The organism is Pseudomonas sp. A-RE-22 (assembly GCF_019956035.1).
GTDB lineage: Bacteria > Pseudomonadota > Gammaproteobacteria > Pseudomonadales > Pseudomonadaceae > Aquipseudomonas > Aquipseudomonas brassicacearum.
Genome location: NZ_JAHBCZ010000077.1, coordinates 195,233 through 216,485, shown reverse-complemented (window position 1 = coordinate 216,485; position 21,253 = coordinate 195,233). Strand labels below are relative to the sequence as shown.

Sequence of the window (21,253 nt, the reverse complement as noted above, 5' to 3'; positions counted from 1 at the left end):
GACTCGACAACAACCCGCCGACGTTTCGCGATGTCGGCGGGTTTTTTATTGCTTGGGAAAACACCGGGCAATAGCTCTCGAACCCAAAAAAAAAGCCGACCCAAAAATGGGTCGGCTCGATAACAATCCCGAAGGACTATTACTTGCGGCTAGCTTTGTCCAGCATGCGCAGAGCACGCTCGTTAGCTTCGTCAGCAGTCTGTTGTGCTTTTTGAGCAGCAGCCAGAGCTTCATCAGCTTTACGGTAAGCTTCGTCTGCACGAGCCTGGGAGCGAGCTGCTGCGTCTTCGGTAGCAGTCAGACGTGCTTCGGTTTCTTTCGATGCGCTGCTGCAACCGGTAGCCAGAACTGCGGCCAGGGCCAGAGCAGAGAATTTCAGAACGTTGTTCATCGTGTTCCCCTTCAAGGACATTCTATTAGTGACTGTCTCCCCAGACTGAGGAGTTAGCCGGCGTACATACTACCCATTACTTGTAGTAAGTAAACTGACGTAGCGCAAGAAGCAAAAAAATTGTAGGCGGTGATTCTTTTTCGAGCAACTTTTCTAAGGGGTGTTTAAAAAATATACAGCCCGAAGCCCTTTGCTGGAGCGCGTCAACGAAAAAAAGTTCCGTAGCGACGGAGAACTCCAGCAGCCCTCGCTAACACCGTTGTTTATTGATTCACCTACACTTTTGTACATTTTTTGTGCAATGCTCCAGGCATCTTTATTGGTATTGGCGGTGACTTTAACTACGCGCGCTCGTCTCAAGACTCAACAACTGGCGATGTTCAGCTATTGCACCGTGACCGACTACAGCGCGACGATGGCGCTCAATCGATAAACCCGACGAGGTTTACCCCTTCGATGACAGGCGTGCCTTGAGCATTTGCGTCATTGGTGCCTACTATTCACGACGTGCTCGGGTTTGAGCGGATCGGTTTTGGCGCTCGGTGACCAGGAAGGCACGGGGTGGCGTAGATGTTCCTTCGCCGGAAAAACATCGGTAAGGTAGGGGTCGGCATTCAGACCCGCGAGGAGTAGTGATGAGCGAGGCGGTTACCATCCACCATGACCAGGCTGGTCATCAGTTCGAGACCAATGTGGACGGTCATCGTGCCTATCTGACCTATATGGACCTGGGCAAGCAGACCCTGGATATCTATCGCACCTTCGTGCCCAATGCCTTGCGCGGCCGGGGCATCGCGGCGGCGTTGACCGAAAGTGCGCTGCAGTACGCTGAAGAAATGGGCTATACGGTGATCCCATCCTGTTCCTACGTGGAGCGCTACATGGAGCGTCACCAGCGGCACGCGGCGAAACTCTGAGAAAACGGATTCCCAATAAAAAACGCCGGGCTGAAGAGCCCGGCGTTTTTTATGTCTTGAGGAAAGCAAAAGATCGCAGGCTTCGCCAGCTCCTACATCCCCGCTCCAAATATGTGTAGAAGCTGCGTAGGAGCGTATTGGAGCTGTGTAGGAGCTGTCGAGTGCAACGAGGCTGCGATCTTTTTTAGCCGCGCTGCCGCTTCGGCAGAACATCCTTGAGCTTGGCATGCATGCTGCGCAGGGTGTTCTCGGTGGCGCTCCAGTCGATGCAGGCATCGGTGATGGAGACGCCGTACTGCAAGTCGGCGAGGTCTTTCGGGATGGCCTGGCAGCCCCAATTCAAGTGGCTTTCGACCATCAGGCCGATAATCGACTGGTTGCCTTCCAGGATCTGGTTGGCCACGTTCTCCATCACCAGCGGTTGCAGTGCCGGGTCCTTGTTGGAGTTGGCGTGGCTGCAGTCGACCATGATGTTCGGCTTGATCTTGGCTTTGTTCAGCGCCTGTTCACACAGCGCGACGCTGACCGAATCGTAGTTCGGCTTGCCATTGCCACCGCGCAGTACCACGTGACCGTAGGCGTTGCCCTTGGTGGTGACGATCGACACGCCACCTTCCTGGTTGATGCCCAGGAAACGGTGTGGGCTGGAGACCGACTGCAAGGCGTTGATCGCCACGGTGAGGCCACCGTCGGTGCCGTTCTTGAAGCCCACTGCCGACGACAGGCCGGAGGCCATTTCGCGGTGGGTCTGGGATTCGGTGGTGCGCGCGCCGATGGCCGACCAGCTGATCAGGTCCTGCAGGTATTGCGGCGAGATCGGGTCCAGCGCTTCGGTGGCCGTGGGCAGGCCCATTTCCGCCAGGTCCAGCAGCAATTGACGACCGATGTGCAGGCCGTCCTGGATCTTGAAGGAGTCATCCAGGTACGGGTCGTTGATCAGGCCTTTCCAGCCGACGGTGGTCCGAGGCTTCTCGAAATACACCCGCATGACCAGGTACAAGGTGTCGGAGACTTCCGCAGCCAGCACTTTCAGGCGCTCGGCGTATTCGTGGGCGGCCTTGATGTCATGGATCGAGCAGGGCCCGATGACCACGAACAGGCGATGATCGGTGCCGTCCAGGATGTTGCGGATGACTTCCCGGCCCTTGGTCACGGTGCGCAGGGCAGCGTCGCTCAGGGGAATATCGCGCTTGAGCTGGTCAGGCGTGATGAGGGTCTCGTTGGAGGCGACGTTAAGGTCGTTGATCGGTAAATCAGCCATCGTGTTACTCGTCAGGTCACGGGTGCCGGCCGCCAGCGATCCCCGCGCGGCGGTGCACAGCGGATTTTAAGCGCGTCGGGGAGCCGAACCTTATCGCGTTACGAGGTGGCTCGACAATGGGCTGGGTCGGGTTTAATGCCCTAAAGGCTGGGGAACAGGCCTTGGGGATGGCTCTAAAGCAGATTCGTGAGCAGATGTAATGATGATTGCATGCCATGCCGCTCGCGCTGATAGTGTGCAGGGACTTTTACCAGGAGAGTTGCAGAGATGCAGGCAGGCGTGAAACCGCGGATCGGGATGATCGGCACCGGGGCGATCGGTGGGTTCTACGGCGTGATGCTGGCGCGTGCCGGTTTTGACGTGCACTTTTTACTGCGCAGCGAATTTGCTGCCGTGGCCGAAGCCGGCTTGCGGATCGACAGCGCGGTTCACGGTACGCTGGCCCTCAACCCCGTCCAGGCGTATCGCTCGGCAGCCGACATGCCGCCCTGCGACTGGCTGCTGGTCGGCGCCAAGACCACCAGCAATGCCGAGCTGGCCCCGGCCATTACCCAGGCTGCTGCTGACGGGGCAAAAGTCCTGTTGCTGCAGAACGGCCTGGATGTCGAAGACGATCTTCGACCCTTGTTGCCCGATTCGTTGCACCTGCTGGGTGGCCTGTGCCTGATCTGCGTGCATCGCGTCGGCCCTGGTGTCGTCACCCACCAGGCCCTCGGCGCGGTCAACGTCGGTTATCACAGTGGGCCTTGCGCCGACCAGGCACAACGCATGGTGATCGTCGAAGAGGCGGCGACGTTGTTCCGCAACGCCGGTATCGATGCCCAGGCCATGCCGGGCCTGCAACAGGCCCGCTGGCAGAAGCTGGTGTGGAATGTGCCGTACAACGGTCTTTCGGTTCTGTTGGGCGCCAGTACCACGCCGTTGATGGCCAACGACCATAGCCGCGAATTGATCCAGGCACTGATGGGGGAGGTGGTTCGCGGTGCGCAAGCCTGCGGGCATCACATCGTGCCGGGTTATGCCGAGTATCTGTTCACGATGACCGAGAAGATGCCCGACTACTGGCCGAGCATGTACCACGATTATTCCCACAAGCGTGCGCTGGAACTGGACGCGATCTACGGCCGGCCATTGGCGGCTGCGAAAGCGGCAGGGTGTGAGCTGCCGAAAATCGAAGCCTTGTATCAGGCGTTGGCGTTCGTGGACCGATATAACCGCTGAGCGGGCGAAAGGGGAGCGGTATGGCAAACAACATCGACGACAAACTGGTGCTGGCGATTTCGTCGCGGGCGTTGTTCGACCTGCGGGAAAGCCACAAGGTGTATTTGTCCAGTGGCGTCGAAGCCTATCGGCAGTACCAGATCGAGCATGAAGACGAAGTCCTGGCACCCGGTGATGCCTTCGCCCTGGTGCAAAAGCTGCTGAACCTCAACGAGCACCTGGGGCGCGCCCGAGTCGAGGTGATTCTGGTTTCGCGCAACAGCGCCGACACCGGCCTTCGAGTGTTCAACTCGATTCATCATTACGGGCTGGCGATCTCGCGCGCGGCTTTCGTTGGCGGCCGCAGTCCTTACCCGTACCTCAAGGCGTTCGGTTGCGATCTCTTTTTGTCGACCCACGCTGAAGACGTGCGCAGCGCCCTGGACGCCGGGTTTGCCGCCGCGACCATCCTGTCGGGTGGTGCCAGTCGCGCGGCCAGCGAGGAGCTGCGCATTGCCTTCGACGGCGATGCCGTGCTGTTTTCCGATGAATCGGAGCGCGTCTATCAGGCCGATGGGTTGGAAGCCTTCCAGGCCAGCGAGCGACAGGCCGCCCGCGAGCCACTGCGAGGCGGGCCGTTCAAGGGGTTCCTGGCGGCGCTCAATGCACTGCAGCGCGAGTTTCCCGAGGACGCCTGTCCCATTCGTACGGCGCTGGTGACGGCCCGTTCGGCACCGGCCCACGAGCGGGTCATCCGGACCTTGCGTGAGTGGGATATTCGCCTGGATGAGTCGTTGTTCCTGGGCGGCCTGACCAAATCGGCCTTCCTCGAAGCGTTCGCCGCCGATGTTTTTTTCGATGACCAGACCGGCCATTGCGAACTGGCCCGAGAGGTGGTCGCCACCGGTCACGTGCCCCACGGTATCAGTAACGAAATGAAGCCCTGACTGCCCTTGGTCCGGGACGTCAAGCCGCACGTCGCAGTCCCCGAGGCGCTGCTAAGCTGAATCAATCTCCGCCATTTTGGCACGCGAGGAGGTCACATGATTCGTTCGATGCTGTACGCCACAGACCTGGGCCTGTACGCCCCTTATGTGATGCAGCATGCCTTGGCGTTAGCACGGACGTTTGAAGCCGAGTTGTATGTAGTGCATGCGGTAGAACCGATGGGGCTGTTCGCCGAGTCGGTGTTGCAGAGCTATCTCGATGAGCAGGCGCTGAACGAATTTCATCGCCAAGGTCTGAATACGGTGATGGCCAATATCGAACAGCGAGTGCTCGACAGTTTCCGCGAGGAGTTGGGAGACGGGCAGCAGGATTTGCAACTGATCAAGTCGGTCAGGGTGTACCAGGGCGATCCTTCCCAGGTCATCCTGGAGCAGGCTGCGAAACTCTCTGTCGACTTGCTGATCGTAGGCAGTCATTGCCAAGGGGCAAGCGGTGAGACCCCCTTGGGCAGAACCGCTGCACGGGTGTTGCAGTTATCCCGGGTACCGGTCTACCTGGTACCGCTGGTACAGCGCCGACGCCAGGGAGAGGCTTGAGGCTAAATGATGGCTTTTTATAAAAAGTTCTAGATTTATTGTCGTAACCTTTCATATAGTTATATACCGTCGCTGATGCCCGTGGCGTCCAACTGCTTTGAGGGATACATATGAAGCTTCAACAACTGCGCTACATCTGGGAAGTGGCGCACCACGACCTCAACGTTTCCGCTACTGCCCAAAGCCTCTACACGTCGCAACCTGGCATCAGCAAGCAGATCCGCCTGTTGGAAGATGAATTGGGCGTCGAAGTCTTCGCCCGCAGCGGTAAACACCTGACCCGCGTGACTCCGGCCGGCGAGCGCATCATCACCACCGCTGGCGAGATCCTGCGCAAGGTCGAAAGCATCAAGCAGATCGCCCAGGAGTTCTCCAACGAGAAAAAAGGCACCCTGTCGATCGCCACTACCCACACCCAGGCCCGCTATGCGCTGCCGCCGGTGATCAGCAACTTCATCAAGCAATACCCCGACGTGGCGCTGCACATGCACCAAGGCTCGCCAATGCAGATCGCCGAGATGGCGGCCGACGGCACGGTGGATTTCGCCATTGCCACCGAGGCCCTGGAACTGTTCGGGGATTTGGTGATGATGCCGTGCTATCGCTGGAACCGCTGTGTGGTCGTGCCCCAGGGCCATCCGTTGACGAAGCTGCCGAAGCTGACCCTCGAAGCTCTGGCCGAATACCCGATCGTGACCTACGTATTCGGTTTCACTGGTCGTTCCAAGCTTGACGAAGCCTTCAGCCATCGTGGCCTGACGCCGAAAGTAGTGTTCACCGCCGCTGATGCCGACGTGATCAAGACCTACGTTCGCCTGGGCCTGGGCGTGGGCATCGTCGCGAAGATGGCCGTCGATACCAAGCTCGACAGCGACCTGGTGGTGCTGGATGCCAGCGAGTTGTTCGAATCCAGCGTGACCAAGATCGGCTTCCGTCGTGGCACTTTCCTGCGGGGTTTCATGTGCGATTTCATCGAAAAATTTGCACCGCACCTGACCCGGGAAGTCATGGCCAAGGCCATCCAGTGCCACAACAAGCAAGAACTCGAAGAGTTGTTCGACGGCGTCGAACTACCGGTGCACTAAGACCCTTCTAGATCGCCTCGGTGACAGCGAACTGTTGCCGGGCGCCCGCTACCACGATCTCTACTTCATCCCCTTCGAACTTGCCCAGAAGGCCGCGGCCCAGCGGTGAGCGAGGGGTGATGACAGTGATCGGCTGGCCCACCAGCGAGACCTTCAAGCCCGCCGCATCCGGCCCCAGGAAGAGCCATTGCTGACGGCCGTCCTCATCTTCCAGGCCGATCAAGGTGCCGACCTGAATACCGCGCTGCTCGTCGTAAGGCCTTAGCGTCAGGTTCTGGCAGAGGGTGAGGGCCTGGCGGATTTCTTCCACGCGCCTGGCTTGTCCGGCGGCGAGGTAGGACGCCTCGAGACCCAGGGTGTCGTACTTGTTCTCGGCGATGTTTTCTTCGTGGGTCGCGGTTTCGTAGGCGGTCTGCGCGGCGCGTTCGGCGATGTCGAGATCAATCTTGAGCTTGTCGAGAATCAACTGGTGGACGGTCTGTTTGTTCATGGTCATTCGCAGAATTGCAGAACGTTGGCGCGGCTTTTTTCACTGGGCGCAGTCTGGTCCTGTTGCAGCCAGAACTGGCACTTGGGGTTGGACAGGTTGCGCGGATTGTTGCGGGCCTGATCGAGCGCGTGGCGCTGCTCGTTCCGTTGCAGGTTCTGTTGGTACTGCTCGAACATCGGTGTGGGCGGCTCTGGGGGTGGTTGCACCGCCGGTGGTTGCGCCAGTTGATGGACGGCGGCGGCCACGGGTGCCAGTTGTTCATTGAACAGAAATCTGGACAGCAGCCAGCTCGTCAACACGATGGCGAGGAACCCCAGCCAGAGGCCCAGGGCGATGCTGAAGGTCAATTGCAAAGCCGTGAGGCGCGAGGGTGTCGAGTGATCGGGCATGGCTGCTTCCTGGCAGAGTCATGGGCAGGCGATGATTGTCGCATGAAGATTAATCGCCGTCGGCTCTTCTGCGTGATCGGTTTATTCGGGACAATCAGGCCTTTGCCACAGGGAGTCGGGAATGACCGTGCGTTGGGATATTTTTTGCACCGTCGTCGATAACTTTGGCGACATTGGTGTCACGTGGCGCCTGGCTCGGCAGTTGGTGGCCGAGCATCGATGCGCGGTGCGGCTATGGGTCGATGACCTGCGTGCCTTCGAACGGTTGTGTCCGGAAATCGACGTCACCCTGTCCGAGCAATGGCAGCAGGGTGTGCAAGTGTGTCACTGGCCTGGGGAGTGGGCGCCCACCGACGCCGCCGACGTGGTGATCGCTGCGTTTGCCTGCCAACTGCCGAGCGCCTACATGGATGCGATGGCGGCGCGCCAGACGACGCCCCTGTGGATGAACCTTGATTATTTGAGCGCCGAGGACTGGGTGATCGGTTGCCACGGCCTACCGTCGGTCAAGTACAAGCACGTGCAGAAATATTTCTTTTTCCCGGGCTTCCAGGAAGGAACAGGTGGCCTGCTGCGTGAGGCGGGGCTTCTGGAACGCCGCCGGCAATTCCAGCAGGATGCCGCGGCGCAACGAATGTTCCTGCAAGGTCTGGGCGTCGAGCGGGCGCCGAATACCTGCCTTATCTCGCTGTTTGCCTATGAGAACGCCGGGCTGGCGAGCTGGTTTGACGCAATGGCCGCTGATGCCCAGGCGTTTCATGTGCTGGTTCCCGAAGGGCGGGTACTGGGTGATGTCGAGCGTTGGCTTGGCGTCGACGGCCTGGCGGTCGGTGCGGTACATCGACGCGGCGCACTGACGGTGCAGGTATTGCCGTTCATCCGCCAGGACCAGTACGATCAATTGTTATGGTGTTGCGATTTCAACGCCGTGCGTGGCGAAGATTCCTTCGTGCGCGCCCAATGGGCCGGCCGGCCGTTGCTCTGGCACATCTACCAGCAGGAAGAAGACGTCCACCTGGAAAAACTCGAGGCGTTTCTCAGGCTCTACACCCAGGGGCTTTCCCAGGCGGCGCAAAAAGCGATCAGCGGTCTTTGGCGGGCCTGGAATGCCGGCCAGGAGATGACTGAACATTGGAAAGACACCCGTGAACAGCAGCAGGAACTGGCCGAACATGCCCAGGCGTGGTGTCTGGAACAGGCCTCGCGAGCCGATCTTGCCGCAGCGCTGGTGAAGTTTTATGTAAATTGGATATGATACGCGGCCTAGATTTTTGTAAATCCCATCCAAATTCGGATATTCGCAATGAAAACTGGTAAAGAACTGAAACCCGGGACCGTGATCCGTCTCGAAAACGATCCTTGGCTGGTTCAGAAAGCTGAGTTCACCAAGTCGGGTCGTAACAGCGCGATCATGAAGACCAAGCTGAAGAACCTGCTGACCGGTTACAAGACCGAGATCGTCTACAGCGCCGACGACAAATTGGACGACGTGATCCTCGACCGCAAAGAAGCGACCCTGTCCTTCATCAGCGGCGACACCTACACGTTCATGGACACCACTGACTACACCATGTACGAGCTGAACGCCGAAGACATCGAAAGCGTTCTGCCGTTCATCGAAGAAGGCATGACCGACGTCTGCGAAGCCGTGTTCTTCGAAGAGCGCCTGGTTTCCGTAGAGCTGCCGACCACCATCGTGCGTCAGGTTGACTACACCGAAGGCTCCGCTCGCGGTGACACTTCCGGCAAGGTGATGAAGCCTGCCAAACTGAAGAACGGTACCGAACTGTCGGTAGCTGACTTCATCGAAATCGGCGACATGATCGAGATCGATACCCGCGAAGGCGGTTCCTACAAAGGCCGCGCTAAATAAGCGAAGCCTTGTGTATGAAAAAGCCCGACCATTGAGTCGGGCTTTTTTATGCCTGCGGATCATGTTCAGGCCAAGGGACAGGATGGGGTCTGTGGTGAGGGGATTGATCCTTGCTCCCACAGTGTTTCATCACAAGTCACTTCAGGTGTTGCTTGAGCTCTTGCGACACCTGCAGCATCGCCGAACGTACCGCCGGCACCTGGCTGACCACGTTGAGCAAGCCATAGTCGTGGATCATGCCGTTGTAGCGCACGGCGGTGACGGGTACACCGGCTGCGTCCAGCTTGCGGGCATAGGCTTCACCCTCATCGCGCAGGACGTCGGCCTCGGCAGTTTGTACCAGCGCGGGCGGCAGGCCCTTGAGTTGTGCGGTGCTGGCGCGTAACGGCGAGGCATAGATCTGGCTGCGTTGCCCGGCGTCGGTGGTGTAGTTGTCCCAGAACCACTTCATCATGTTTTTACTGAGGAAGTGCCCTTCGGCGAACTGGTTGTAGGACGCCGTCTCGAAGCTGGCATCGGTCACCGGCCACAGCAATGCCTGGAAGCGGATCGCCGGCGTGCCTTTGTCCTTCGCCATCAAGGCCACGACCGCCGCCATGTTGCCGCCGACGCTGTTGCCCACCACGGCCAGGCGCTTGCCGTCGACGTTGATCTGCTTGCCGTGTTCGGCCACCCATTTCGTGGCGGCGTAGGCCTGGTTGATCGCCACCGGGTAATGCGCCTCGGGTGAGGGCGTGTAGTTGACGAACACCGCGACAGCGCCCGAGCCCGCCACCAGATCCCGAACCAGGCGTTCGTGGGTCGGGAAGTCACCCAATACCCAGCCACCCCCGTGGAAGAACATGAACACGGGCAACTCACCCTTGACCCCGGCCGGGCGAACGATGGTCAGGCTGATCGGTTGGCCATCGACCTGGATGGTTTTCTCGCTGACGTCGGCCTTGGGCAAGGTCAGTTTCACCCCCGCCTGGGCACCCACCAATACGGCGCGGGCGTCCTTGGGCGACAGTTGCTCCAGGGGCTTGCCGGTGCCGGCATTCAGCGCGTCGAGAAACGCCTGGGTGTTGTGCTCGACGATGCTGTCGGCGAAGGCACTGCTGACGCCGAGGGCGAGAAGGGTGGCGGTCAAGGCTTTGCTGAGCGTGTTCATGTGGATCTCCTTAGGTTCGCGTCCAGGGTCGGTGGTTAGACGGTGACGTGCAGGCGCACATCAACGTTGCCGCGGGTGGCGTTGGAGTACGGGCAGACCTGGTGAGCCGCATCCACCAGGCTTTGCGCGTCGGCCTGGTCCAGCCCTGGCAGGTTGATGTGCAGGTCGATGTCGAGGCCGAAACCGCCGGGGATCTGGCCGATGCCGACATGGGCGGTAATCGAGGCGTCGTCCGGGATCTTGCGTTTGCTCTGGCTGGCCACGAATTTCAGTGCGCCGATGAAGCAGGCCGAGTAGCCGGCGGCGAACAGTTGCTCAGGGTTGGTCGCCGCACCGCCTGCACCACCGAGTTCCTTGGGCGTGGCGAGTTTGACGTCGAGGATGTTGTCGCTGGAGATCGCACGACCATCACGGCCGCCGGTGGAGGTTGCGATTGCGGTGTAGAGAGTTTGCATGATGAGAGCCTCGTTTCTGGATTGGTGTTGTTGCGCTAAATGTTTGCGCGCTAAGTAGGTGTGAAGAGAATGTATAACGCTAATATTTAGTGCGCAAGATAAATTTTCGAGGCGAGTTGAATTTGCGCCGCTGAAAGGGCGTGTAACCCTTTATCTAGAGCGTTTAAGCGCAGCAAAAAAAATTTAGATGGGCGAGTTACAGATCAGGGAGCGACAGGACTGCCGCTATCGCGAGCAAGCTCGCTCCCACATTAGATTTGCGTCGAACGCAGATTTATAGTCACTGAGCATCAAGTGTGGGAGCGAGCTTGCTCGCGATAGCGGTGGGTCAGTTGGAGGTAAGTCAGAGGCTGTCTTGCAAATGCCCGCGCAGTGCCTGCAGGTCAAGTTGCAGCTTCTTCAACTGCTCCAGGGTCAGGCCGCTGGCGGCGAGGATGCACTGGGGGATGTCGAGGGCTTTTTCGCGCAGGGCGCGACCCTGTTCGGTGAGTTCGACAATCACTACGCGTTCGTCTTCACGGCTGCGGGTGCGGCTCAGCAGGCCTTCGGCCTCCAGGCGCTTGAGCAGTGGCGTCAGCGAGCCGGGGTCTGTCAGCAGACGTGTGCTGATTTCACCGACGGTCAATCCGTCCTTTTCCCACAACACCATCATCGCCAGGTATTGCGGATACGTCAGGCCCAGGGCCTGTAGCAGCGGCTTGTAGACTTTGGTCATCAGCAGTGAGGTGGAGTGCAGGGCGAAACAGACCTGGTTGTCGAGCAGCAGGGCTTCGCAGGCTTCGGGGGTGTCGCGCAGGGTGTTCATGGCAAAACCTTCAATCAATGATCGTTACGAATCTAGCGGGCGAATCTTTAATGCGCCAGATAATTCTGACGTTCTGAACCGATGTTACGTTTCCCCGCCGACGCCGACTGCGTAGGATATGGCCCCTAAGGAAAGGGGAATCGTCTTGTTCGAATTTGTGCTGTTTTTGGTGTTTGGTGCCGTGTTGGGCACCTTGGGGGGATTGTTCGGGATCGGTGGCGGCCTGATTGCCATTCCGGTGCTGGGCGTCTGGTTCGGCCTCGACCAGCAACTGGCCCAAGGTACGGCGCTGGTCATGGTGGTGCCCAACGTGATGCTCGCGTTGTGGCGCTATCACCAGCGCAATCGCATTGAATTGCGCCATGTCCTGCCGTTGGCTTCCATGGGTTTCTGCTTTGCCTGGCTTGGTTCGATCTGGGCCGTGGGGATCGACGCGAACAGCATGCGGATCGGCTTCGTCGCGTTCCTGATCGCGCTGACCCTCTACAACCTGGCCCGCATGTTCGCCGCCAATGCACCGGCTTCGGCGCAGATGCGTTATGGCTGGCCATGGCTCGCCGTACTGGGGGCAGCATCCGGCACCATGGGCGGTCTGTTCGGGGTTGGCGGGGCCGTGGTCGCGACGCCGATCCTGACCAGCATCTTTGGCACCAGCCAGGTGGTCGCCCAAGGGTTATCCCTGGCACTGGCCTTGCCCAGTACCGGCGTGACCCTCGCCACTTATGCGTTTCACCATGAGGTGGACTGGAGCATCGGCCTGCCGCTGGCCGTCGGTGGCCTGCTGAGCATCAGTTGGGGGGTGAAAGTCGCCCACGCCTTGCCGGAGCGGCTGTTGCGCGGGCTGTTCTGCGGTTTCCTGGTGCTGTGCGCGGTGCTGCTCGCCTTTAAAGTTTGAAGCCTTCGACGATGTGCTCGGCCAGGCACTCGGTGATCGGCGAGGGGTTATGCAGGTTGCGGATCAGCATGATGCTGGCCTCGGGCAGTTCCGGCAGGTCTTCAGCTTCGCCCAGTACGCGCATATCCGGGGTCAGCAGGCTTTCCAGTTGCGCCGTGATTGCCAGGCCGGCGCCCACCACTGCCATGAGCGCCGACAGGCTCGAGCTGTTGTATGCCACGCGATAATCGCGACCCATGGCATCCAGCGCATTGCAGGCCCATTGCCGGCAGAAACAGTCACTGTTGAACATCGCCAGCGGCAGCGGTGTTTGTTCATGGACGTTGAAGCAGGCGGCTTCGGCCCAGACAAAACGCTCCTTGCGCAGCAACTGGCCGATTTCGTCCCCTGGCTTGCGGGTGACGATGGACAGGTCCAGGTCCTGGCGCAGCAGCAACTGCTTGGACGATTCGCAGTGCACTTCAATTTCGATCAGCGGGTAGAACTGGGCGAAGCGTTGCAGGATGCCAGGCAGAAAGCGCATCACGTAATCGTCCGGCGTGCCGATGCGCACCGTGCCGACCATGTGCGGTTCGCGCAGGGTATTGAACACCTCGCTGTGCAGCTTGAGGATCCGCCGAGCGTAGCCCAGCAGCACCTGGCCTTCGGCGGTGAGCTTGACCTGGCGTCCGTCACGCTCGAACAGGCGGCGTTGCAATACGTCTTCTTCCAACCGCTTCATCTGCATGCTGACGGCGGACTGGGTGCGATTGACCAATTCCCCGGCCCGGGTAAAACCGCCCTGGTCGGCGATGGCGACAAAGGTACGCAGCACTTCCGTATCGATGCTCGGGTAACTCGACAATTGATCAATCTCCGAGATGTATTGCATAAGAAACATTCGTTGGATTGATCTTATCGTTAGCGCGAGACTTGATCCATCCCCAACGGAGGACATCACGATGAAAGGTCAAAAAGGTTATCTACTGATAGACAAACTCTCCCACGGCTTTTCCGTCAGCGCCCTGCTGCACAAGTTTAGTCGCTGGTACGAATTGCACCACGAACGCGAACTGCTGGCCGGAATGAGCGACGAGGCGCTCAAGGACATTGGCGTGAGTCGTGCCGACGTGGAACAGGAAGTGGTCCGGCCATTCTGGGACGACCCAATGCACAAATGAGCCATCCTTTCCTACACAAACCCCTTATTGGTGAGGTAGGTTGCGAGCAGAGAAGGAGATCTCCATGCCCGCGACTCTGTCCTTTACCCTCAAACAGGCCCGGCGTCTGGCGTTGGCCGCCCAAGGATTCGATGGGCGGTCGCCGCCAGCTTCGGTGCAACCCTCACGCCTCAACCGCCTGATCGAACGCCTCGGCGTCCTGCAGATCGACTCAGTCAATGCGTTGGTGCGCTCGCATTACCTCCCGCTGTTCTCCCGCCTCGGTCACTACAATCGCGATTTGCTCGATCAAGCAGCCTGGAGCCAGGGCCGACGTCGTACGCTGTTCGAATACTGGGGGCATGAAGCGTCGCTGCTGCCGATGTCGATGTATCCGTTGATGCGCTGGCGCATGAATCGGGCGTCGGGTGGCGAAGGGATTTATCAGCAGTTGGCGCGTTTCGGCCAAGAACGCCAGGATGTCATCCGCCGTGTCCTGGCGTCGGTCCAGGAGCAGGGCGCCCTGGGTGCTGGCAGCTTGTCCACGCGCCAGGAGAAGGCCGGGCCTTGGTGGGACTGGAGTGCGGAGAAACATGCGCTGGAGTGGCTGTTTGCCGCGGGTGAAGTCACGGTGGCGGGGCGGCGCGGGTTCGAGCGGCTCTACGACTTGCCCGAACGGGTCCTGCCGGCCTCGATCCTGCAGCAACCGTTGCCGGACGAGGCCCAGGCCCAACGCGCCTTGCTGCTACATGCAGCCGACGCCTTGGGCATTGCCACAGAGAAAGATCTGCGCGACTACTTTCGCCTCGCTCCGGCCGACAGCCGTGGGCGCCTGGCTGAGTTGGAGGAGGCCGGAGAGCTGCTGCGCTGCCAGGTGCAGGGCTGGAAACAACCGGCCTGGTGCCGACCTGAGGCGAAAGTTCCTCGCAAAGTCGCCGCCAGTGCCTTGCTGTCGCCGTTCGACTCGCTGGTCTGGGAGCGCGGCCGTACCGAGCGGTTGTTCGACTTTCGCTACCGGTTGGAGATCTACACGCCTGTCCACAAGCGGGTGTATGGCTATTACGTGTTGCCGTTCCTGCACCACGAACGTATTGCCGCTCGGGTGGACCTGCGGGCGGAGCGGGCCCTGGGGCAGTTGGCCGTGCATGCCGTGCACGAGGACGCGTCGGGGCTGGACGAGGAGGGGATGCAGGCCCTGGCGCTGAACTTGAGGCGCATGGCCCGGTGGCTGGGGTTGGAGCGGGTCCAGCTCAATTGCCAGCGAGTGAGTGGGGTGCGGTTGGCGGTGGCATTGGCCCAGGTCGATGGTGACTGAGCCGACGCCTTCGCGAGCAAGCTCGCTCCCACAAGGGATTTCTGGTGACCACAGGTTTTGTGTTCACAGCCGATCCAATGTGGGAGCGAGCTTGCTCGCGACAGCAATCCAGCAGGCACCGAAAGCCTTACTGACTCACCGCCGAACCTGCTTCAACGTCTCGGCAATCAAAAACGCCAGCTCCAGCGACTGATCGGCATTCATCCGCGGGTCGCAGTGGGTGTGGTAGCGGTCCGACAGCCCGTCCTCGGTAATCGGGCGTGCGCCGCCGATGCATTCGGTGACGTTTTGCCCGGTCATCTCGATGTGAATCCCGCCGGCATAGGTGCCTTCGGCTTCGTGGACCTGGAAGAACTGCTTCACTTCACCGAGAATCTGTGCAAAGTCGCGGGTCTTGTAGCCGCTGCTGGCCTTGATGGTGTTGCCATGCATCGGGTCTGAGCTCCACAGCACTTGCTTGCCTTCACGCTGCACGGCGCGCAACAGCGGCGGCAAGTGTTCGCCGACCTTGTTGGCGCCCATCCGGGCGATCAGGTTCAGCCGGCCGGGGTCGTTCTGCGGGTTGAGCACGTCGATCAGGCGGATCAGGTCGTCGGGATCCATACTCGGGCCGACCTTGACCCCGATCGGGTTGTTCACCCCGCGCAGGAATTCGACATGGGCGCCGTCCAACTGACGGGTGCGGTCGCCGATCCACAGCATGTGGGCCGAGCAGTCGTAATAATCGTTGGTCAGGCTGTCACGGCGCACGAAGGCTTCTTCGTAATTGAGCAGCAACGCTTCGTGGGCAGTGAAGAAACTGGTTTCGCGCAGTTGCGGCGAGCTGTCCATGCCGCAGGCGCGCATGAATGCCAGGGTTTCGTCGATGCGGTCGGCCAGGTGACTGTACTTTTCCGCCAGGGCCGAATTGGCGATGAAGTCCAGGTTCCACTTGTGCACCTGGTGCAGGTCGGCGAACCCGCCCTGGGCGAAGGCGCGCAGCAGGTTCAAGGTGGCGGTGGACTGGTGGTAGGACTGCAGCAACCGCTCCGGGTCCGGTACGCGGCTTTTCTCGTCGAAACCGATGCCGTTGACGATATCGCCCCGGTAGGCCGGCAAGGTCACGCCGTCGATGGTTTCATCATTGGCTGAGCGCGGTTTGGCGAACTGCCCGGCCATGCGCCCGACCTTGACCACCGGGCAGCCGGCGGCAAAGGTCATGACGATCGCCATCTGCAAGAGCACCTTGAAGGTGTCGCGGATCTTGGCCGCCGAGAACTCGGCAAAGCTTTCGGCGCAGTCGCCGCCTTGCAGCAGGAACGCCCGGCCCTGGGTCACCTCGGCGAACTGACGGCGCAACTCCCGGGCCTCGCCGGCAAACACCAGAGGCGGATAGCTGGCCAGGGTCTGCTCTACCTGCCACAGGTGCGCGGCGTCGGGGTAGCGAGGTTGTTGCTGGATCGGCAGGGCGCGCCAGCTGTCAGGGCTCCAGGGTTGGCTCATCATGATCTCTAGGTGATTTACGCTTGGACGGCCATGTTATCAGCAAATTAGTGCGTGACCTGCTCCGGTTGCTTCGCGGACAATCGCGCCTTTGTCCCGTATACGCAGGCTCAAGCCGGCACGGTCACCATCAGGAGATGAAATGACAGAGGAGCGCGTCGAGCATTTGCTCGCCGAGGTGCACGACGAGTTCGGCATGATTCGCGTATTCGAAGTGGCCGATTACCGGTTTCTCGAGTTTGGCGATGCCATCGAGCAGAGTTGCGTGTTCACAGCCGATCCGAGCTGGCTCGAATATGACTATACCCGCGCCATGCTCATCGGCGCGTTGTGTCACGAGCAGCCGGAAAGTGCGCTGTTTCTGGGGCTGGGCGCCGGTACGTTGACCCAGGCCTGCCTCAAGTTCCTGCCGTTGGAAGATGTCGAGGCCATTGAACTGCGCCCCGACGTGCCACGCCTGGCCATCGAATACCTGGGGTTGGATGACGATCCGCGGCTGTACATCCGCGTCGGCGATGCACTGGAGCTGCTTGAAAGCGCCGAGCCGGCGGACTTGATTTTCGTCGACCTCTATACCGATGTCGGTCCCGGCGTCGGGCACCTGGCCTGGGGCTTCCTGGAAAACTGCCAGAAACGCCTCAACCCGGGCGGCTGGCTGGTGATCAACCAGTGGGCCACCGATGACGGCAAGCCATTGGGGGCGGCGCTGTTGCGCGGCTTGTACCACCGGCATTATTGGGAGCTGCCGGTGAAGGAGGGCAATGTGATCCTCATCGTGCCGGCGGACCTGGATCAGGAGCTGGACATGCAAGGGCTGGTCGCCAGGGCCGAAGGGCTGGCGCCGCGACTGGGCTATTCGTTGCAGTCGTTGATCAAGGCCATTCGCCCGGCAACGTGACACCCGTCCAGGGTGTGACACCCCCCCTGTGGGAGCAAAGCTTGCTCGCGATGAATGCAACTCAGTACCTGCGCAAATCGCGGTGTCCGCATCGCGAGCAAGCTTTGCTCCCACAGGTAAAGATGAACCGTTTTAGCACCTCATCCCCGCAACGCTGGGCCTCTGCAAAACAAACGGTTGTACCGTTAACCCCTGGGCCTGTGACAGCGAGCCCCATAACGGTGTCTGGCAATAAAAAAAGCTCCCTTTTTGGGCGAATTCCGGTATAGTGCGCGCCGGCCTTTAGCCGGGCCGCGTCAAGGTAGCGCAATTCCCCGAAGTCAGCTTCGGTTGCATGTCCGCACAACGGATGCTTCCACGACGTTCTTTTTCATTCATTCGTTTTCGCAAATCCCCGCCGACAAAGCAGCCAGGGCGACTCTTGAGTCTCAACACGGCATGCGCAGCTTTGGAGCATGGGTCTTTGCGGATGCACTTAGAGGCAGACCCATGACCCAGGAAACCGGCGGCTTCGCCGCTTTTAATCTCAACCCGAACATTCTCGCTGCCGTCACTGCGACCGGCTACGAAGAACCTTCGGCGATTCAGCAGCAATCGATCCCGATCATCATGGCCGGCCACGACATGATTGGCCAGGCGCAAACCGGTACGGGTAAAACCGCTGCGTTCGCCCTGCCGATCCTGCATCGCATCGATCCTGCCAAGCGCGAACCGCAAGCCCTGATCCTGGCGCCAACTCGTGAGTTGGCGCTGCAAGTAGCAACCGCTTTCGAAACCTATTCCAAGCAGATGCCTGGCGTTACTGTTGTGGCCGTTTACGGCGGTGCCCCGATGGGCCCACAACTCAAAGCCATCCGTAATGGCGCGCAGATCGTTGTCGCCACTCCGGGTCGTCTGTGCGACCACCTGCGTCGTGACGAAAAAGTCCTGGCCACCGTGAACCACCTGGTTCTCGACGAAGCCGACGAAATGCTCAAGCTGGGTTTCATGGATGACCTGGAAGTCATCTTCAAGGCCCTGCCAGCAACCCGCCAGACTGTATTGTTCTCGGCCACCCTGCCGCAATCGATCCGCGCCATTGCCGAGCGCCACCTGCGCGATCCGCAACACGTGAAGATCCAGACCAAGACCCAGACCGTCACCGCGATCGAACAGGCTCACCTGCTGGTTCACGCTGACCAGAAGACGTCTGCCGTTCTCAGCTTGCTGGAAGTGGAAGACTTCGACGCCCTGATCATGTTCGTGCGCACCAAGCAAGCGACCCTGGACCTGGCCAGCGCCCTGGAAGCCAAAGGCTACAAAGCCGCTGCGCTGAACGGTGACATTGCCCAGAACCAGCGTGAGCGTGTGATCGACTCCCTCAAGGATGGCCGCCTGGACATCGTTGTGGCGACCGACGTTGCTGCCCGTGGCCTGGACGTTCCGCGCATCACCCACGTATTCAACGTGGACATGCCGTACGATCCGGAATCCTACGTTCACCGTATCGGCCGTACTGGCCGTGCCGGTCGCGAAGGCCGTGCGCTGCTGCTGGTCACCCCGCGTGAGCGCCGCATGCTGCAAGTGATCGAGCGTGTAACTGGCCAGAAGGTAGCTGAAGTTCGCCTGCCGGACGCCCAGGCCGTTCTCGATGCCCGCATCAAGAAACTGACCAACAGCCTGTCGCCACTGGTGGCTGACGCCGAATCGACCCACGGTGATCTGCTCGATCGCCTGACCGCCGACATCGGTTGCAGCCCACGCGCCCTGGCCGCCGCACTGCTGCGCAAGGCCACCAATGGCCAAGCGCTGAACCTGGCTGCAATCGAGAAGGAACGTCCCCTGGTGCCGAACAACGCACCGCGTGGCGATCGTCCTGAGCGCACCGGTGATCGTCCGGATCGTGGTGATCGCGAGCGTCGTGCGCCGATCCCGCTGGCCGAAGGTCGTGCTCGCTGCCGTACCGCGCTGGGTGCCCGTGACGGCATCGCTGCCAAGAACCTGCTGGGTGCCATCCTCAACGAAGGCGGCCTGGCCCGCGAAGCTATCGGCCGCATCCAGGTGCGTGACAGCTTCAGCCTGGTAGAGCTGCCGGAAGATGGTCTGGAGAAGTTGCTGACCAAGTTGAAAGACACTCGTGTGGCTGGCAAGCAGCTCAAGCTGCGTCGCTATCGCGAAGATTGATCGGCTCTTGGGCTGATTGATCGAACATGAAAAATCCCCGACTGGTTCGGGGATTTTTTTTGCCTGTCGTTTGGTGTTCCTTCAGGTTGATTGGCGTTGTCCCATTCGCGAGCAAGCCCGCTCCCACAAGGTTTTGGGAGCGCCGAAAATCCAATGTGGGAGCGAGCTTGCTCGCGATTGAAGCGACCCGGTCAATCGAACCGATAGATGTCCATTCCCAGCGTCCCCATCGTGAACCCCGCATGGGCAACACTGAACTTGCCCCCTGCACCCCGGGCGAAATACAGCGGCAGCAAGTGCTCATCGCTGGGGTGGCTGCGCACGGCGTTCGGTGCCTGGCGACGGTAATCATGCAACGCGGCCTCGTCGTCGGCCGCCAGCTTCTCAACCATCCAATCGCGAAAGTCCTTGGCCCAGGGCTCGATGCTGTCGGGACCGGCGTTCCAGTCCAGGTCGCGCAGGTTATGGGTGATGCTGCCAGAGCCGATCAGCAAGATGCCCTGCTGGCGCAGGTTCGCCAGGGCCTGGCCGACCTGTGTCTGCAACACCGGTCCCTGGCGGCTGGGCAGGGAAACCTGCACCACCGGGATGTCGGCCTCGGGGTACATCAAGGACAATGGCACCCAGACACCATGGTCAAACGGCCGTTGAGGGTCGAGGCGTGCCGGCAGGTCCGCGGCGTTGAGCATGTCCGCGACTTGCGTCGCCAGTTGAGGATCGCCAGGCGCGGGGTACTGCACCTCATACAGCGCCGGTGGAAAGCCGCCGAAGTCGTGCCAGGTGCGCGGCTGCGGATTGGCGCTGACCAGCAGTTCGTTACTTTCCCAGTGAGCGGACACGATGACGATGGCCTTGGGCTTGGGCTTGGGCAATTGAGCGGCCAGGCGAGCCAATGCCGGACCGCTGTCGCCGGGTTCCAGGGCGAGCATCGGTGAGCCATGGGAGATAAACAGGCTGGGCAGCATGAAGGGACTCCTGAGCGTTAAGATGGGGTCATCTTCCATCAGGTCAATGATCTAAATCTAATATAAGTTTTAACCCATTTTGATCGAATTTTCTGGAGTGAATCATGGAGCCCGAGTTTTGGCACAAGCGCTGGTCATCGAACCAGATTGGTTTTCACTTACCGGAGGTGAACCCCTACCTGCAACGTTTCTGGCCACAATTGGGATTGGCCCAAGGCAGTCGGGTGCTGGTGCCGTTGTGTGGGAAAAGCCTGGATCTGCTGTGGCTTGCCCATCAGGGCTACTCAGTGCTTGGCGTGGAGTTGTCGGAAAAAGCCGCCACGGATTTTTTCCTTGAGCATCAGCTTGAGCCGGTTGTGAGTGAAGAGGGCGCTTTCAGGGTGTTCCGTGCCGGTGATATCGAGATTCGCTGCGGTGATTTCTTTGCCCTGGGCCCGAAGGATGTGGTCGATTGCGTGGGACTGTACGACCGCGCCGCGCTGATCGCTTTGCCCCTGCCGATGCGCGAGCGGTATGCGGCCCATCTGCAGAAGATCTTGCCCAATGGCGTCGGATTGTTGATTACCCTGGATTACAACCAGGATGAAATGCCTGGCCCACCGTTCTCTGTCGGGGATGATGAGGTGCAGCGGCTGCTGGGAGGTGTCTGGCAGTTGGAGGTGTTGCAGGAGCAGGATGTGTTGGGGGAGAGCTGGAAGTTTTTGCAGGCAGGTGTGAAGCGGCTGGATGAGCGTGTTTATCGGCTGTCCAAAGGTTGAAGCGTTGTTTGTGCTGACGCCATCGCTAGCAACTTTCACATTTGATCTACTGTGAACGCAAAACCTGTGGTCACCCAA

At 60.1% G+C, this 21,253-nt stretch carries 23 protein-coding genes; 13 read left to right on the top strand and 10 right to left on the bottom strand.

Annotated elements, in window-relative coordinates; all coding sequences use genetic code 11:
- Positions 1-139 precede the first annotated feature (139 nt).
- The gene (oprI, locus tag KGA89_RS28295; protein WP_003199355.1) at positions 140-391 is read right to left on the bottom strand and encodes an outer membrane lipoprotei OprI; all 252 of its coding nucleotides are present in this window, start codon (positions 389-391) and stop codon (positions 140-142) included.
- A 635-nt stretch (positions 392-1,026) separates the two neighbouring features.
- Between oprI and KGA89_RS28290 the strand changes: the two genes are divergently transcribed.
- Positions 1,027-1,308: a GNAT family N-acetyltransferase gene (locus tag KGA89_RS28290; protein WP_003199362.1), complete on the top strand. Its 282-nt coding sequence runs from the start codon at positions 1,027-1,029 to the stop codon at positions 1,306-1,308.
- Positions 1,309-1,492: 184 nt separating this feature from the next.
- Here KGA89_RS28290 and KGA89_RS28285 read toward each other — a convergent pair whose 3' ends face one another.
- Complete coding sequence (locus tag KGA89_RS28285) at positions 1,493-2,569, bottom strand: 3-deoxy-7-phosphoheptulonate synthase (protein ID WP_003199364.1); 1,077 nt, start codon at positions 2,567-2,569, stop codon at positions 1,493-1,495.
- Positions 2,570-2,836: 267 nt separating this feature from the next.
- On the opposite strand from KGA89_RS28285, the gene KGA89_RS28280 reads away from it, so the two are divergent.
- From KGA89_RS28280 to cysB, 4 genes are all read left to right on the top strand, one after another.
- The gene (locus KGA89_RS28280; protein ID WP_003199366.1) at positions 2,837-3,790 is read left to right on the top strand and encodes a putative 2-dehydropantoate 2-reductase; all 954 of its coding nucleotides are present in this window, start codon (positions 2,837-2,839) and stop codon (positions 3,788-3,790) included.
- A gap of 20 nt (positions 3,791-3,810) precedes the next feature.
- A complete protein-coding gene (locus tag KGA89_RS28275) occupies positions 3,811-4,716 on the top strand; it encodes a 5'-nucleotidase (RefSeq protein ID WP_003199368.1) in 906 nt (301 codons plus the stop codon).
- Between the two features lie 96 nt (positions 4,717-4,812).
- Positions 4,813-5,313: a universal stress protein gene (locus KGA89_RS28270; protein WP_003199370.1), complete on the top strand. Its 501-nt coding sequence runs from the start codon at positions 4,813-4,815 to the stop codon at positions 5,311-5,313.
- Positions 5,314-5,423: 110 nt separating this feature from the next.
- Complete coding sequence (cysB, locus tag KGA89_RS28265) at positions 5,424-6,398, top strand: HTH-type transcriptional regulator CysB (RefSeq protein WP_003199376.1); 975 nt, start codon at positions 5,424-5,426, stop codon at positions 6,396-6,398.
- 7 nt (positions 6,399-6,405) lie between these two features.
- Here cysB and KGA89_RS28260 read toward each other — a convergent pair whose 3' ends face one another.
- Together KGA89_RS28260 and KGA89_RS28255 are read right to left on the bottom strand one after the other, a co-directional pair.
- Entirely contained in the window at positions 6,406-6,888 is a 483-nt protein-coding gene (locus KGA89_RS28260; protein ID WP_003199378.1) for a GreA/GreB family elongation factor, read from the bottom strand.
- A 2-nt stretch (positions 6,889-6,890) separates the two neighbouring features.
- Positions 6,891-7,277 carry a hypothetical protein gene (locus KGA89_RS28255; RefSeq protein ID WP_223473088.1) on the bottom strand — a complete coding sequence of 129 codons (387 nt, stop codon included), beginning with the start codon at positions 7,275-7,277 and terminating at the stop codon, positions 6,891-6,893.
- Positions 7,278-7,398: 121 nt separating this feature from the next.
- Here KGA89_RS28255 and earP point away from each other — a divergent pair, with 121 nt between their 5' ends.
- Together earP and KGA89_RS28245 are read left to right on the top strand one after the other, a co-directional pair.
- Positions 7,399-8,532, top strand: a complete 1,134-nt coding sequence (earP, locus tag KGA89_RS28250; RefSeq protein WP_003199383.1) for an elongation factor P maturation arginine rhamnosyltransferase EarP — start codon at positions 7,399-7,401, stop codon at positions 8,530-8,532.
- Positions 8,533-8,580: 48 nt separating this feature from the next.
- Complete coding sequence (locus KGA89_RS28245) at positions 8,581-9,150, top strand: elongation factor P (protein ID WP_003199385.1); 570 nt, start codon at positions 8,581-8,583, stop codon at positions 9,148-9,150.
- 136 nt (positions 9,151-9,286) lie between these two features.
- On the opposite strand, the gene KGA89_RS28240 is transcribed toward KGA89_RS28245, so the two are convergent.
- From KGA89_RS28240 to KGA89_RS28230, 3 genes are all read right to left on the bottom strand, one after another.
- Positions 9,287-10,300: an alpha/beta hydrolase gene (locus KGA89_RS28240; protein ID WP_223473087.1), complete on the bottom strand. Its 1,014-nt coding sequence runs from the start codon at positions 10,298-10,300 to the stop codon at positions 9,287-9,289.
- 35 nt (positions 10,301-10,335) lie between these two features.
- Complete coding sequence (locus KGA89_RS28235; RefSeq protein ID WP_223473086.1) at positions 10,336-10,755, bottom strand: organic hydroperoxide resistance protein; 420 nt, start codon at positions 10,753-10,755, stop codon at positions 10,336-10,338.
- Positions 10,756-11,098: 343 nt separating this feature from the next.
- Positions 11,099-11,560, bottom strand: a complete 462-nt coding sequence (locus KGA89_RS28230; RefSeq protein ID WP_003199391.1) for a MarR family winged helix-turn-helix transcriptional regulator — start codon at positions 11,558-11,560, stop codon at positions 11,099-11,101.
- Positions 11,561-11,705: 145 nt separating this feature from the next.
- Here KGA89_RS28230 and KGA89_RS28225 point away from each other — a divergent pair, with 145 nt between their 5' ends.
- Entirely contained in the window at positions 11,706-12,455 is a 750-nt protein-coding gene (locus KGA89_RS28225; protein WP_013692579.1) for a sulfite exporter TauE/SafE family protein, read from the top strand.
- Here the strand turns inward: KGA89_RS28225 and KGA89_RS28220 are convergent.
- Complete coding sequence (locus tag KGA89_RS28220) at positions 12,445-13,299, bottom strand: LysR substrate-binding domain-containing protein (RefSeq protein ID WP_027912697.1); 855 nt, start codon at positions 13,297-13,299, stop codon at positions 12,445-12,447. The genes KGA89_RS28225 and KGA89_RS28220 overlap by 11 nt on opposite strands.
- A 97-nt stretch (positions 13,300-13,396) precedes the next feature.
- On the opposite strand from KGA89_RS28220, the gene KGA89_RS28215 reads away from it, so the two are divergent.
- Complete coding sequence (locus KGA89_RS28215) at positions 13,397-13,615, top strand: DUF1127 domain-containing protein (RefSeq protein WP_003199394.1); 219 nt, start codon at positions 13,397-13,399, stop codon at positions 13,613-13,615.
- Between the two features lie 64 nt (positions 13,616-13,679).
- Positions 13,680-14,909, top strand: a complete 1,230-nt coding sequence (locus KGA89_RS28210; RefSeq protein WP_223473085.1) for a winged helix-turn-helix domain-containing protein — start codon at positions 13,680-13,682, stop codon at positions 14,907-14,909.
- A 135-nt stretch (positions 14,910-15,044) separates the two neighbouring features.
- On the opposite strand, the gene KGA89_RS28205 is transcribed toward KGA89_RS28210, so the two are convergent.
- Complete coding sequence (locus KGA89_RS28205) at positions 15,045-16,391, bottom strand: class II 3-deoxy-7-phosphoheptulonate synthase (protein WP_223473084.1); 1,347 nt, start codon at positions 16,389-16,391, stop codon at positions 15,045-15,047.
- Between the two features lie 142 nt (positions 16,392-16,533).
- Here KGA89_RS28205 and KGA89_RS28200 point away from each other — a divergent pair, with 142 nt between their 5' ends.
- Positions 16,534-17,289 (top strand): spermidine synthase, encoded by a 756-nt coding sequence (locus KGA89_RS28200; RefSeq protein ID WP_003199402.1) that lies wholly within the window; start codon positions 16,534-16,536, stop codon positions 17,287-17,289.
- Positions 17,290-17,778: 489 nt separating this feature from the next.
- A complete protein-coding gene (locus KGA89_RS28195; RefSeq protein WP_003199404.1) occupies positions 17,779-19,452 on the top strand; it encodes a DEAD/DEAH box helicase in 1,674 nt (557 codons plus the stop codon).
- A 191-nt stretch (positions 19,453-19,643) separates the two neighbouring features.
- Here KGA89_RS28195 and KGA89_RS28190 read toward each other — a convergent pair whose 3' ends face one another.
- Entirely contained in the window at positions 19,644-20,417 is a 774-nt protein-coding gene (locus KGA89_RS28190) for a DODA-type extradiol aromatic ring-opening family dioxygenase (protein WP_223473083.1), read from the bottom strand.
- A gap of 104 nt (positions 20,418-20,521) precedes the next feature.
- Between KGA89_RS28190 and KGA89_RS28185 the strand changes: the two genes are divergently transcribed.
- Positions 20,522-21,175: a thiopurine S-methyltransferase gene (locus KGA89_RS28185; RefSeq protein ID WP_223473082.1), complete on the top strand. Its 654-nt coding sequence runs from the start codon at positions 20,522-20,524 to the stop codon at positions 21,173-21,175.
- The last annotated feature ends 78 nt before the right edge of the window (positions 21,176-21,253 follow it).